The organism is Terriglobales bacterium, from assembly GCA_035454605.1.
Lineage (GTDB): Bacteria > Acidobacteriota > Terriglobia > Terriglobales > Acidobacteriaceae > DATMAB01.
Map to the genome: position 1 here is coordinate 1 of DATIGQ010000170.1, position 13473 is coordinate 13473.

A 13473-nucleotide genomic window follows, 5' to 3' on the forward strand; every position below is an offset into this window, starting at 1 on the left:
GCCGCGCGCGATGACTCTGGCGGAAAAGATCTTCGCCCGCCACATGATCAACGAGAAAGGCGAGGTCGGCGTGCCCGCTGTCAAGCCCGGCGATGCCGGCTTTGCCCGCACCGACCTGCGCTTCAGCCACGAGTACGTCACGCCCATGGCCTCCATCTTCTTCGAGCGCCTGGTGGGCAAGGACGCGCCCGTCAACGACCCAGCGACCATCCTGTTCTTCCGCGACCATCTCACCTTCCTCGACGAAGTGCTCTCGGAGGAGAAGCGCAAGATGGGCCTGCTCGACCTCGCCACGCAGCTCAAGCTGCGCCAGGAAGAGTTCGCGCGCTCGCGCGGCATCCGGCTGCACGGCGAGTTGCTCGACCGCAAAGGCTCGGAGGGCATTTGCCACTCGCTGGTGCTCGAGACCTACGCGCTGCCGGGCCAGCTCAACGTGGGCTCGGATTCGCACACGCCGCACGTCGGCGCCGTGGGCTGCGTCGCCTTCGGCATCGGCACCACCGACGTCTTCAATTCCTGGCTCACCAAAGATATCCGCGTGCGAGTGCCGGAGTCGGTCAAGATCGTGGTCAAGGGCCGCCGCCGACCGAACGTCGCCGCCAAGGACTTCATCCTCGCCATCCTGGCGCTCGACTACGTGCGCAGCGGCAAGGCGCTGGCCAAAGTGATGGAGTATGCCGGCCCCGCCATCGAAGACCTGAGCGTGGACGAGCGCGCCACCATGACCAACATGGCGGCGGAGATCGGCGGATTCACCGGCATCGTCGCTCCCGACGAAAAAGTGGTGGACTTCCTGGTGGAACGCCGTGGCATGGACCGCAAGCGCGCCGAAAAGATGATCGAAGGCCTGGCCAGCGATCCCGGAGCCGAGTACGCCCACGTCATCGAGCTCAACGCCGACGAGATTACGCCCATGGTGGCCACGCCCGGCGATCCCGGCAACGGCAAGTTCGTTCGCGACCTGCACACGCCTGTGCCGGTGGAGCTGGCTTACGGCGGCACCTGCACGGCAGGGAAGAACGAGGACATGGATATGTACGCCCGCGTCCTGGCCGACGCTCTGGCGCAGGGCAAGCGCGTGGCCGATTCGGTGAAGTTCTATATCCAGTTCGGCTCGCAGGAGACGCGCGAGTACTGCGTGCGCAAAGGCTATCTCGAAATCTTCAAGAAGGCTGGCGCCATTGTGATTGAGCCCAGTTGCGGCGCCTGCATCAATGCCGGGCCCGGCGTTTCCACGCGTCCCGACCAGGTGGTGATCAGCGCGCAGAACCGCAATTTCCCCGGCCGCAGCGGACCGGGCCAAATGTACCTGGCCAGCCCGCTGACCGTGGCCGCCTCCGCCGTCGCCGGATATATCTGCGAGTACGAGCCTGCGAGCGAACGCGCACTGATTTCAACGTAGAGATCCCTCGCGACGCTCGGGATTTCGGCAGCGGACTCCCGCTCACCCGCCGGTGCGGGTTCGCTCACGCCCGCTAAGCGCCTCAATCTGCGAGTATGAGCCCGCGGAAGCGCGGGCGCTGGCCTCGGCGTAGAAATCCTTCCTGCGCCGTGCCGGACTCGGGATTTCTGTCCCACGCCCGCCGTTGACCGGGCGATTTCCGCCTCCCGGCCCCGGATTGTCTCCAATAGCCTGATTTCCTTTAAGCGGTCAGCTTTTTTGCTAGAATCGAAGGTTGGACAGGCTGTCGCGGTAATCTTCTTTCAGGTTCGCTACGGAGACGACAATCGTATGGCCTATGTGATTGCAGAACCCTGCATCGGAACCAAGGACACGGCGTGCGTGGATGCCTGTCCCGTGGATTGCATCCATCCCAAGAAGGACGAGGAGAAGTTCGCCGCCGAAACCCAGCTCTACATCGATCCTGTTGAATGTATTGATTGTGGGGCGTGCGTGCCGGTGTGCCCGGTGTCGGCCATCTTCGCCCTGGATGATCTGCCGGAGAAGTGGAAGCAGTACACCGAGATCAACGCCAAGTGGTTCGGGCGGTAAGCGCGAGTTGAGTTCGCCGAAATGCGCGGCCGCGGCCGCGCATTTCCGTTTCCAGGATGAAACCTCTGAAAGTCCACAAGCGCCGGTAGCGACCCTGCTTTCCGTCCGCGCATCGCTCCGTTACAATCGAAGTTCGGCTTGTTGTGCGCGTGGGCGTAAGGCGGCGGAACCATGCCCCTGAAGCAGTCGGAAGCGATCGTCCTGCGCAGCTATCCGCTGCGCGAGGCGGACCTGCTGGTGACGTTTTTCACGCGCGCGGAAGGCAAGCTGAAAGGCGTGGCGCGGTCGGCCAAGAAGTCGCGCCGGCGGTTCGGGGGAGCGCTGGAGCCGCTGACGGTGGTGCGGCTCTATTACGAGGATCGCGAGCGGCGGGACCTGGCGCGAGTGGATTCCTGCGACGTGCTGCAGTCGCCGCTGGCGGAGGAAGTGGATTACCCGCGGGCGGTGGCGCTGGGTTACGTGGCCGAGGTGCTGGACGAGCTGCTGCCGGAGCGCGAGTCGAACGACTCCGTCTTCCGGCTGTCGCTCTCGGTGCTGGGGCATCTGCATTCCGGCGCCGTCTGGATGCCGCTGACGTATTTCGACCTGTGGATGGTCCGGCTGACAGGGCTGCTTCCCGACCTGAGCACGTGCCTGAAGTGCGGCGCTCGGCTGAACGGCAGCCGGGCGTTCTTTCATCCGCTGGCCGACGGGCTGATGTGCGCGGCGGACAAGCGGCTGGCGTCGGCGGAGATGTCGGGCGCGTCGCGCGAGCTGGCGGCAGAGATGTTCCGGGCGCCGCTGGAATCGTTCGTGGGAGTGCCGTGGCCGCGAACGAAGGGCGCGGACCTGCGGCGTTTTCTGGCGCAACGCATCGAGCGCCACATCGAGAAAAAGCTGGTCACGGCAGGGATGCTGGAGAAGCTGGAGTAAAGCAGCGGTCAGCACTCAGCAGTCAGCAATCAGCCAAGGATCTGCAAGGCGCACTAGACAACAGAATCGAAGGTCAGTGACCGGACCCGCGAAAAATCCGCTGAGCTTCCAGGACCTGATTCTCGCCCTGTCGAAGTTCTGGGCCGACCGGGGATGCGTTCTGCAGCAACCGTATGACGTTGAGGTGGGCGCCGGGACGATGGCGCCGGAGACGTTTTTGCGGGTGCTGGGGCCGAAGCCTTACAACGTCGCCTACGTGCAGCCTTCCCGGCGGCCGGCGGACGGGCGCTACGGCGACAATCCCAACCGGCTGTACAAGCACACGCAACTGCAGGTGATCCTCAAGCCGCCGCCTGCGAACATCCAGGAGATGTACCTGGAGTCGCTGGGAGCCATCGGCATCGATCTGCGGCAGCATGACATCAAGTTCGAGGAAGACAATTGGGAGTCGCCGACGCTGGGCGCGTGGGGCATCGGGTGGCAGGTGATGCTCGACGGTCTGGAGATCACCCAGTTCACGTACTTTCAGCAGTGCGGCGGCCAGGACCTGGATCCGATCTCGGTCGAGCTGACGTACGGGTTGGAGCGCATCGCGGCATTCTTGCAGGACGTGGATAGCGTTTATGACATCGTGTGGTCGCCAGGCGTGACGTATCGAGATGTGCGGCATGCGGAAGAAGTCCAGTTTTCGGTGTACAACTTCGACCGCGCGGAGGTGGAGAAGACCTGGCAACACCTGCGGCTCTTCGAAGCGGAGTGCCACGCGCTGCTCGAGGCCTATGCCGCGCTGAAACGCAGCGCGGCCGACGGGCAGCCCTCGCCAGAGGCGGAACGTTTTCCGGTGCTGGCTGCCTTCGATCTGTGCCTGAAGTGCTCGCACCTTTTCAACATCCTCGATGCGCGCGGGGCGATTTCGGTTACCGAGCGCGTGGGTGTGATTGCCCGCATACGGGCGCTGGCAGTGGGCGTGGCGCGGGCGTACGGCGATCAGCAGGGTTGGGAGAAGCTGGCGGTCGAGAAAGGGAAGACGGAGAAGAAGCGGGCGAAAGAGAAGGCCAAGGCGTGACCAGCATGCGGGAGAATTCGAGGGTTGATGGCTGACTTTCTGCTCGAAATCGGTTGCGAAGAGATACCGGCGCGGATGCTCGATTCTGGCGCGGCGGAACTGGCGCGCCGGGTCGGCGATCTGCTGACGGCAGAGCGCCTGGCGGAGACGGCCGAAGTCGAGTCGCTGGCGACGCCGCGCCGTCTGGCGGTGATCGCGCGCAACGTGCGGGTGGCGCAGCCGGACATCGAGGAGCAGGTCACGGGTCCGTCGGTACAGGTTGCGTTCAAAGATGGCAAAGCGACCGCAGCGGCGGAAGCGTTCGCAAAGAAGGTCGGTCTGCCGGTGGAGAAGCTGCAGCGCGTAAAGAACCCCAAGGGGGAGTACGTGGCTGCGCAGGTAACGCGCAAGGGGCGTCCGGCCGTGGAAGTGATGGCCGAAGCGCTGCCGCGCGAAGTGTTCGCCATTCACTGGGCCAAGAACATGTACTGGCGGGGAAAGACGGCGGAGCGCTTTGTTCGTCCGGTGCGCTGGGTCGTGGCACTGCTCGATGGGAATGTCGTTCCCCTGGAGTTGGCGGCTGTGCGCGCAGGCGCGACCTCGCATGGGCATCGCACGCTCAGTTCTGGAGCGGTTAAGGTTTCTTCTGCGGCGAGTTACGCCGAGGCGCTGGAGAAAGTCGGGGTCACGGTCAGTCCTGCGGCGCGCGAGCAGGGCATTCGCAAGGCGCTGGACGCGGCGACCCGCACGGTTCCCGGGGCCCGCTGGCGCGAGGATAAAGCGCTGCTTTCGACCGTGGTCAACCTGACCGAGTCTCCGTCGGCGATCCTGGGCAACTTCGATCGCGAGTTCCTGGCGCTGCCGGAAGAAGTGCTGGTCACGGTGATGCGAGACCACCAGAAATATTTTGCGGTCGAAGATGCACAAAGGAAGCTCGCGCCACACTTCCTCGCGGTGCTTAATACCGGTGGCGATGCGAGCGGCGTGATCCGGCACGGGCACGAGCGGGTGCTGCGGGCCCGCTTCAGCGACGCCCGCTTTTTCTGGCAGAGCGATCAGAAGGTTCCCCTGAAGCAGCGCGTCGAAATGCTCAAGGCGGTGACCTTCCAGAAGGACCTGGGCAGCTATTACGAAAAGGCGGAGCGCGTCGCCAAGCTTGCCAACCAGCTTGCTGCGGACCTGTCCCAGGCCGGCCTCAAGATCGATCGCAACGCGGTGAATGAAGCAGCTTGGCTAGCAAAGACCGACCTCACTACCGAATTAGTCAAAGAATTCACGGAGTTGCAGGGCATCGTGGGCGGGCTCTACGCGCGCGCACAGAGACTGGATGGTGCCGTCGCGGACGCCATTTACGACCATTACAGACCGGAGTCGATGGACGAAGCCGTGCCGCGGACGCTGGAGGGCGCGGTGCTCGCCATCGCCGACAAGGCGGACAGCATCGCGGGTATGTTTGCGCTGGGGTTTGCGCCGACGGGATCGAAGGACCCGTTTGCGCTGAGGAGAGCGGCCAACGGGATTGTGAAGGTACTGGCGGAAAAGAAGTTGTCCCTCGGACTGGCGGGCATCTTCCAGGTCGCTCGCAGCGGCTATCGAGGCTCGGAGGCAGAGAAGAAGTTTTCCTCCACCATGGACTTCGCGGGCTCGGTGGCCGCATTTCTGCGGGAGCGCCTAGAGTTCTACCTCCGGGAAGCGCGGGGTTTCCGTTACGACGAGACCAATGCCGTGCTGGCAGCCGGCGCAGACGACGTGGTGGATGCTGAGGCGCGGGCGGAGGCGGTGGCAGCGATACGGGGATCCGAAGACTTCGAGGCCATTTCGATCTCGTTCAAGCGTATCAAGAACATCTTGCGGCAGGCGTCGGAAGAGAAGAAGGCGGTCGCGCCGACCTTCGATCCTCAGGCCGTGCGCGAGCCTGCGGAACGTGAGCTGGCGACACGCATGCCCGAGGTGGCAGCGGCGATGGAGCGGTTGCGGATGGCCAAGGACTACCGCAAGGCGCTGATGGAGATGTCGCGTTTGCGGCCGCTGGTCGATGCGTTCTTCGACAAAGTGATGGTCATGGTGGAGGATGAGCGGCTTCGCGCCAACCGTCTGGCGTTGTTGCAGAAACTGCTGAATGATTTTTCGACGATCGCGCATTTCTCGGAGATTGTTACGGAGAGAAAAGGGGTAGGACCAGTCTGCTGAGCAGCGCAGAGGCGTAGCATAGAGATGTAGCAAGCACGTCTTTACATGCGAGAAAAACAACGAAGGCACAGCCACGGACAAAGGACATCATGAGCACTCAAACTCTTCCTGAAACGCGGGCGGCGGAGCAGGCTGCCATCAAGTACGTTTACTTCTTCGGCGGGGGCAAGGCCGACGGGCACGGCAAGATGAAAGACGAGCTGGGCGGCAAGGGCGCCGGCCTGGCTGAGATGACGAATGCCGGCTTGCCTGTTCCTCCGGGTTTCACTATCCAGACCGAGGCCTGCCGCGAGTACATGCACACCGGCAAGGCCTCGCCGGAAGTGGACCGGGAGATGAACGAGGCGCTGGCACGTCTGGAGAAGCTGCAGCGTCAGAAGCTGGGAAGCGGCGAAAACCCGCTGCTGGTCAGCGTGCGCTCGGGAGCCAAGTTTTCCATGCCGGGGATGATGGACACCATCCTCAACCTCGGCCTGAACGACCAAAGCGTCGAAGCCCTGGCCCGCCGATCGCAGAACCCGCGCTTCGCTTACGACTCCTATCGCCGCCTGATCCAGATGTTCGGCAACGTGGTGCTGGATATTCCCAAGCATGCCTTCGAAGAAGTGTTCGACACCAAGAAGAAGCAGCGCAAGGCGAAGCTGGATACGGACCTGGACGCCAAGGCGCTCAAGGAAGTGGTGGAGGAATACAAGAAGGTCATCGTCAAGCACACCAAGCGCGAATTCCCGCAGGATCCGCAGGAACAACTGGTGATGGCGCGCGACGCGGTCTTCCGCTCCTGGGGCAATCCACGCGCCGGGCACTATCGCCGCATCAATAACATCTCCGACGAACTGGGCACTGCGGTGAACGTGCAGTGCATGGTGTTCGGCAACCTGGGCGAGAGCAGCGGCACGGGCGTGGGCTTCACGCGCAATCCGGCTACCGGCGCGAAAGAGTTCTACGGCGAGTTCCTGATGAACGCCCAGGGCGAAGACGTGGTGGCCGGCATCCGTACGCCCATCCACATCTCAGAACTGAAGAAGATACTTCCCGAGGTTTACGACCAGCTCCGCGAGATCACCAACCGCCTGGAGAAGCACTACCGCGACGTACAGGACTTCGAGTTCACCATCCAGGATGGCCGCCTCTACATGCTGCAAACGCGGAACGGCAAGCGCACCGGGATCGCCGCCGTTCGAGTTGCTATCGATATGGTGAAAGAGGGTTTGATCACGAAGGAAGAAGCCATTTTCCGGGTCGATCCCAACCAGCTCTACGACTTCCTGGTGCCGCGCCTGGATGAGTCTAAGGAAGAGGTCGATGTGCTGGCGGTCGGCCTGCCGGCGTCGCCGGGAGCCGCGGTCGGCCAGATCGTGTTCACCGCCGATGAAGCGGTGGAGAAGGCCGGTCACGGCAAGAAGAACCCGGTGATTCTGGTGCGTTCGGAAACCACGCCTGAGGATATTCACGGCATGGAAGTGGCGGTGGCCATTCTCACCTCGCGCGGCGGCATGACCAGCCACGCGGCGGTGGTCACGCGCGGCATGGGGAAGCCTTGCGTAGCGGGCGCCGGGGAGATCGAGGTGAACGAGAAGCAGCGCGAGATGCGGGTGAAAGGCCAGGTGTTCCGGGAAGGCGACTGGATCTCGCTCGACGGCACCACCGGCCGCGTGCTCAAAGGCAAGCTGCCCACGGTGCCGGCTACGCCCGACGATCCTGACCTGCAGACGATGCTCAACTGGGCGGAACCCTTCCGCAGACTGCGGGTGCGCGCCAACGCCGATATTCCACGCGACGCCATCCAAGCGCGGGCATTCGGCGCGGAGGGCATCGGGCTGTGCCGCACCGAGCACATGTTCTTCGCCGAGGACCGTATCGCGCACATGCGGGCCATGATCCTGGCCTCGAACGAAAAGGACCGTCGCCGGGCGCTGAAGAAGCTGCTGCCCATGCAACGCTCGGACTTCATCGGCGTGTTCCGCGCGATGGACGGCTTCCCGGTAACCATCCGGCTGCTCGATCCGCCGCTGCACGAATTCCTGCCGCGTCGCGAAGATCTCATGGTGGAGATCGCCAAGCTGGAGCTGAGCAAGCCGCGCTCGCCCAAATTGCGCGAACTGGGCAACCTGCTGCGGCGCGTGGAGGAGCTCCACGAGCTGAACCCCATGCTGGGACATCGAGGCTGCCGACTGGGCATCACTTATCCGGAGATCTCGGAGATGCAGGCTCGTGCCATCTTTGAAGCCGCGGTCGCTGTGGCCAAGGAGGGCGTGAAGGTCTTTCCCGAGGTGATGATCCCGCTGGTGGGCCTGGTGAAGGAGATGGCCAACCAGGGAGCGATCGTGCGCCGCGTAGCGGAGGAGGTCTTCGCCGAAAAGGAATATCGCGTGGACTACCTGGTGGGCACCATGATCGAGCTGCCGCGCGCCGCACTGGCGGCAGAGGGGATCGCCAAGGAGGCGGAGTTTTTCTCCTTCGGCACCAACGACCTGACGCAGACCACGTACGGTTTCTCGCGCGACGACGTGAACAAGATCCTTCCGACTTACATCGCCGAGGGCATCCTGAAGCAGGATCCGTTCGCGGTTCTGGACCGCGAAGGTGTGGGGGAACTGGTGCGCATGGCCACGGAACGCGGCCGCAAAGGGCGGGCCAAACTCAAGGTGGGGATCTGCGGCGAGCATGGAGGCGAGCCCTCGTCGGTGGAGTTCTGCCACCAGGTGGGGCTGGACTACGTTTCCTGTTCGCCGTTCCGCGTGCTGACCGCACGCCTGGCCGCTGCCCAGGCCGCTGCCGGGGAAAAAATGAAGGCGGAGCTCGGCCGAACAAAATAGGGAAGGGAAGGAATATGGCGATCAATCAGGCGCTGTTGCCCGAGTTCGAACACGAGATGGCCACCACGCGAAAGGCCCTGGAGCGTGTGCCGGAAGACAGGTTTGACTGGAAGCCACATCCCAAGTCGATGACCCTGGGCCGCCTGGCGTCTCACGTGGCGGAGATTCCCGGTTGGGGGATGATGACGGTGGAGAAGGATTCGATCGACATCGCACCGCCCGGTGGTCCGCCGCAGACGGGCGCGAACCTGGGTTCACGAAGGGAAATCCTGGCGCTGTTTGACAGGAACGTGGCGGCGGCCCGCTCCGCCGTGGCCGGCGCTAGCGACGAGCATCTGATGAAGCCGTGGTCGCTGTTGTCGGGAGGAAAGACAGTCTTGTCCATGCCGCGCGTCGCGGTGTGGCGCAGCTTCGTGATGAACCACCTTATCCACCACCGCGCGCAACTGGGGGTTTACCTGCGGTTAAACGATGTAGCGGTGCCTTCTACGTACGGACCTTCGGCAGACGAGGGCGGGATGTAGGGGCAGCTGACCCTGTCCTACTGGATTCTTTGTAGGCGGGCGATCAGTTTCTGGGCCAGGTTTTCCTCGGACTCCGACCACAGCAGGCGCCCGCTGATGCCGCACTGCTTTTCCACCGCAGAGGTGAAGCTCACCAAGGTTTGCACGTTGACGCGAACCTTCTCTTCTGCGTCCGGGGTCAAGTCCAGTTCCTCATACAGGAAGGGTGTGTCCAGCCCGAAATCCACCTGAATATGGCCGGCTTCCTGGTAGAAACCGTCTTCAAAACCAGTGCCATGGACTACGAAGCGAACGGTACTCGGCTGGCGCCTCCAGGTCTCATCATTCTCCTCAGGAACCCACAAGTCCCAGCAGGCCTCGAACTCGTAGGCATTGTCGTCGTGCAGGAATTCCGAGGCGAGAGCGATGGCGACGTCCGGATCGGCTCCATTGGGAAAAGTTTCCTGGGTGATCAAAGGCTCGCTCAGGTCCACTGCCCGCACGGCGACGCAGCGGATGCCCGGCTTGGCGGCGGAATAGGGGAAGCTCTGCAGCACGGAGAGAGTCCGGGGCATCATCTCGTCTTCCGTGAAGCTGGGAAACCACAGATTGAGATAGAAACGATCCGCCATGGCGGTATGTCGCTCCCAATGAAGCGGCCTTCCGGGGTGCCGGCGGCATTGTAACCCTTGGTGCGGACGCCGCAGCGCGCCGTTGTCAGGAACCAGGAGACTGTATTATTTTGCCACCATGGGGTGTCAGGTGCGGCGGCAGGGCACCGTGGTCCTGGTGGATGTCCAAGGAAAACTGTCGCTGGGAGAAGGCGTAGATCAGTTCCGTGCCGCCATCACGCAAGCGCTGGCCGACGGCGCCAAAGAGGTGATCGTCAACCTCGCCCAAGTGCCACGGCTGGATTCCTCCGGTATCGGAGGACTCATCCGCAGCCATTCCCTGATCAAGCAGCAAGGAGGCCGCATGGCGCTGGTGAATCCCACGGAAGCCGTGCGCCAGGCGCTGAAAATCACGCTGCTGGATCGGGTGATCGCCTGCTACGACTCAGAGAGCGACGCTTTGGCAGCGTTCGCGACCGGCTAGCCCTTCTTCGCCTCCAGCGGCGCCAGAAAGGCTTCTGCGGAGAGTCCGAGCGCCGATTTCTTCGCCTTCTCCACGATTCGCTTGCGCTCGGCTTCGGAAGCAGCCGCGACATACTGACGACGGAGCCGGGCGATCTTTTCCTTGCGGGCGCGACGGCGCCGGATCTCCGGCCTGCGGGAAGGAGTGGTCATCGCTCAAGCCCTGCCCTAGCGTGGTCGTGCACACTATTTTGCCGAAGATGCAGGGCGTATGCAAAGCCAGCAGGCTTGGCTGCCTGGTTTGCAGACCGCCTCCGAGCCGGTCAATCGTCGCCGACTTGTCCGGAAAGGTAATCCTCCATGTAGACCTGCAATCCGAAGGCATAGCCCTCTTGCAGCGCTTGCTGCAAGGTTTCGGACTGTTGGTCCACGACCCGCCCGTTCGCCCGGACGGTCCAGCTCAATCGGTCGCCTACCTTGGGTTCTTCGGCGGTGAGATCGATGTAGCCGTCGACGCGCTGAGGAACATCGATGGTCCATGAATGGCGGCCCGCCGGGATTTTCTCCCAGGCTTCGAGCGACTTGCCGTCCTGCTTGTCGCGTTCACCGAAAGTGACACTCATCCTGGCCGGACAGGTGGTCTCGACGTCGATGCTCAATTGTCCGCCGCCGGCCCATACCTTGGCGGGGATCTTGTCCATCGATTCGCCCGAACTTCCGCCGCGGAAGCTCCAGTAGGCCAGAACCGCCGCCATGCCCAGAATCGATACCACCCCACGCTTCAGCAGATGACCCATGGGCCGCCTCCTCACCAGTCAACTGGATGAAAGGATTATTAGCAATAGTTCTTTCGAATCACAAGTGTCATTGTAGTAATACAATCTATAACTAGGCAGAGGTGCCTAAAATCAGTTATTACAAAGCCATGCAAGATCGTCTGGATCGAAAGGCAGTGCGTTTGCTGATGCGTCAGGGCCGCGCGAGCTGGGCCCAGGTAGCCGAACATCTGGGGCTCTCGGCGCCGGCAGCAGCCGAGCGAGTGCGCCGCCTGGAGAAGCAAGGCGTCATTCGGGGATATGCGGCCCTCATCCGGCCGGAGTCGGTGGGGTTGCTGTTGAACGCGTTCGTAATGGTCACGCTGGAGCGACCACAGCATCGAGCGCGCTTCCTCCGCTATATCGAGCGGCTGCCCGAGGTGTCGGAGTGTCATCACATTGCGGGGGAAGACGACTACCTGCTGAAAGTCCGTTGCCGCAATCCTGCGCACTTGGACGAGGTCATCAACCAAAAGATCAAAGGCGTGCCTGGAGTCACGCGGACTCGCACCACGATTGTGTTGCGCACGATGAAGGAGTCGGTGGAAGTCCCCCTGCCGGAGTGAGCCCACTTCCAAGGAAAGAACTCAATCAAGCCACCAGCTTCTAGGCGGGACTTAACAACATGGGTGCGGCCAACTTGCCGGCGTAGTGAGGACGGTAGCGCTCGACGTTGTAGAGTGTGCCGACGTCCACCTGACGCGGACCCAGCTGGGGATCGGGGAGCGGCGCGTGGGTGTAGCGGCCTTCCTGGATGGCGACCATCCTGCCCGTGAGTCCGTCGGAGACCAGGTCCAGCGCGAGGTTGGCGAAGGTGGTGGCCACCAACTGGTCGATGGAGTCAGGATCTCCACTGCGCAGGTCGTAGGTCAGGTCGCTGTTCATGGTCTCTTCGCCGGTGCGGCGCTTGATCTCTTCCGCCAGCGCATGTCCGATATCCACCTTCTTGCGGTGCCCGTAGGCGTCCGACTCCCCGAACTCGGCGACCTGCTGGCCTTCCCAAACCGCGCCCTCGGAGACCACGACGAGAGAATAGTTGCTTGGATTATTGCGCTTGTCTTCCATCAGGAGCCGGCACAGACGGTCGAGGTCAAAGGGGTGCTCGGGGATAAGGCAGCGGCTGGAGGTCACGTAGCCGGTGTACAGCGCGGTGAAGCCGGAGTTGCGGCCGAAGATGCGGAATACGCCGATGCGTTCGTGCGATCCCAGGGTGGTCCGCTGGCGTGTGATCAGGTCCTTGGCGCGCGTGATGGCGGTGGAGAAGCCGATACAGTACTCCGTTCCGCGCACGTCGTTATCCATGGTCTTAGGGATCGCGATGAGGGGCACGCGATGGCCATGCAGCACGGCCGCAAAGCTGAGCGTGTCATCCCCTCCAATCACAATTAAGCAGCCGATGCCCAGGCGTTCCAGGTTTTCGAGCACGACGGGGGTGAAGTCGTGGTTCCCACCTTCTTCTTTCAGCTGGGAAAGCTGGGCGGGCGGAAAGTGCGGCGGGACCCTGGATTTCTTCAATCGCTGGGGATTGGTGCGTGAAGTATGCAGTGTCGTACCGCCACTGCGATCGATGGTGCGCGTATTCTCACGCGTGAGAGGACGCAGGTAGGCGGGATCAATCCCCAGGGCCGGGTTCATGTGCGTCAGCCCCTCCCATCCCTTGCGGATGCCGATGACCTCCCGCCCCATTTCGGTGGCTCGATACACGACCGACTTGATGACGGAATTGAGGCCGGGCACGTCCCCGCCTCCGGTGAGGATGCCAATTTTGTTGCTGGCTGCCACCATGCCTCCTGCCCGAAGGCCGTGTTAGCATCTTCTCATCAGGAAGGTCTCATGCCCAAGTTTGTAATCGAGCGAGAAATGCCCGGAGCCGGGAACATGTCAGACGACGAGATCCGCGCGGCCGCCCGCAAGTCGGCGGATGTGCTCATGGCGATGGGCCCGGAAATCCAGTGGTTGCACAGTTACGTCACCGGCGACAAGCTCTACTGCGTGTACCTGGCGCCGGACGAGTCCACCATCCGCGAGCACGCCAAGAGGACCGGCATCCCCGCCAACCGCGTGTCCGCGGTGCGACGCCTCATCGATCCTACCACTGCGGAATAGCTGCACCCCGAGCCGGG

At 62.9% G+C, this 13473-nt stretch carries 14 protein-coding genes; 10 read left to right on the top strand and 4 right to left on the bottom strand.

The window, feature by feature from the left end:
* The 7 genes from VLE48_12160 to VLE48_12190 all read left to right on the top strand — a co-directional run.
* On the top strand, positions 1 to 1402 hold a 1402-nt coding region (locus tag VLE48_12160; GenBank protein ID HSA93758.1), incomplete at its 5' end, for an aconitase family protein.
* A 330-nt stretch (positions 1403 to 1732) separates the two neighbouring features.
* A complete protein-coding gene (locus VLE48_12165; GenBank protein HSA93759.1) occupies positions 1733 to 1993 on the top strand; it encodes a ferredoxin family protein in 261 nt (86 codons plus the stop codon).
* 171 nt (positions 1994 to 2164) lie between these two features.
* Positions 2165 to 2905 (top strand): DNA repair protein RecO, encoded by a 741-nt coding sequence (recO, locus tag VLE48_12170; protein HSA93760.1) that lies wholly within the window; start codon positions 2165 to 2167, stop codon positions 2903 to 2905.
* A 76-nt stretch (positions 2906 to 2981) separates the two neighbouring features.
* A complete protein-coding gene (locus VLE48_12175) occupies positions 2982 to 3971 on the top strand; it encodes a glycine--tRNA ligase subunit alpha (protein HSA93761.1) in 990 nt (329 codons plus the stop codon).
* Positions 3972 to 3998: 27 nt separating this feature from the next.
* Positions 3999 to 6140, top strand: coding sequence for a glycine--tRNA ligase subunit beta (gene glyS, locus VLE48_12180; GenBank protein ID HSA93762.1), 2142 nt, complete (start codon positions 3999 to 4001; stop codon positions 6138 to 6140).
* A gap of 89 nt (positions 6141 to 6229) precedes the next feature.
* Positions 6230 to 8959, top strand: coding sequence for a pyruvate, phosphate dikinase (gene ppdK / locus VLE48_12185; GenBank protein ID HSA93763.1), 2730 nt, complete (start codon positions 6230 to 6232; stop codon positions 8957 to 8959).
* 14 nt (positions 8960 to 8973) lie between these two features.
* Positions 8974 to 9483: a DinB family protein gene (locus tag VLE48_12190; protein ID HSA93764.1), complete on the top strand. Its 510-nt coding sequence runs from the start codon at positions 8974 to 8976 to the stop codon at positions 9481 to 9483.
* 17 nt (positions 9484 to 9500) lie between these two features.
* On the opposite strand, the gene VLE48_12195 is transcribed toward VLE48_12190, so the two are convergent.
* Positions 9501 to 10094: a hypothetical protein gene (locus VLE48_12195; protein HSA93765.1), complete on the bottom strand. Its 594-nt coding sequence runs from the start codon at positions 10092 to 10094 to the stop codon at positions 9501 to 9503.
* Between the two features lie 118 nt (positions 10095 to 10212).
* On the opposite strand from VLE48_12195, the gene VLE48_12200 reads away from it, so the two are divergent.
* Positions 10213 to 10557, top strand: a complete 345-nt coding sequence (locus tag VLE48_12200; protein ID HSA93766.1) for an STAS domain-containing protein — start codon at positions 10213 to 10215, stop codon at positions 10555 to 10557.
* Here the strand turns inward: VLE48_12200 and VLE48_12205 are convergent.
* On the bottom strand, positions 10554 to 10748 hold the full coding sequence (locus tag VLE48_12205) for a DUF6800 family protein (GenBank protein HSA93767.1): 195 nt from the start codon (positions 10746 to 10748) through the stop codon (positions 10554 to 10556). The two genes, VLE48_12200 and VLE48_12205, sit on opposite strands and share 4 nt — an antisense overlap.
* 110 nt (positions 10749 to 10858) lie before the next feature.
* Positions 10859 to 11332 (bottom strand): hypothetical protein, encoded by a 474-nt coding sequence (locus tag VLE48_12210; GenBank protein ID HSA93768.1) that lies wholly within the window; start codon positions 11330 to 11332, stop codon positions 10859 to 10861.
* Between the two features lie 128 nt (positions 11333 to 11460).
* On the opposite strand from VLE48_12210, the gene VLE48_12215 reads away from it, so the two are divergent.
* Positions 11461 to 11916, top strand: coding sequence for an Lrp/AsnC family transcriptional regulator (locus tag VLE48_12215; protein ID HSA93769.1), 456 nt, complete (start codon positions 11461 to 11463; stop codon positions 11914 to 11916).
* Between the two features lie 40 nt (positions 11917 to 11956).
* Here VLE48_12215 and VLE48_12220 read toward each other — a convergent pair whose 3' ends face one another.
* Positions 11957 to 13135, bottom strand: coding sequence for a 6-phosphofructokinase (locus VLE48_12220; protein ID HSA93770.1), 1179 nt, complete (start codon positions 13133 to 13135; stop codon positions 11957 to 11959).
* 48 nt (positions 13136 to 13183) lie between these two features.
* Between VLE48_12220 and VLE48_12225 the strand changes: the two genes are divergently transcribed.
* Positions 13184 to 13456, top strand: coding sequence for a DUF4242 domain-containing protein (locus tag VLE48_12225; protein ID HSA93771.1), 273 nt, complete (start codon positions 13184 to 13186; stop codon positions 13454 to 13456).
* Positions 13457 to 13473: the final 17 nt, after the last annotated feature.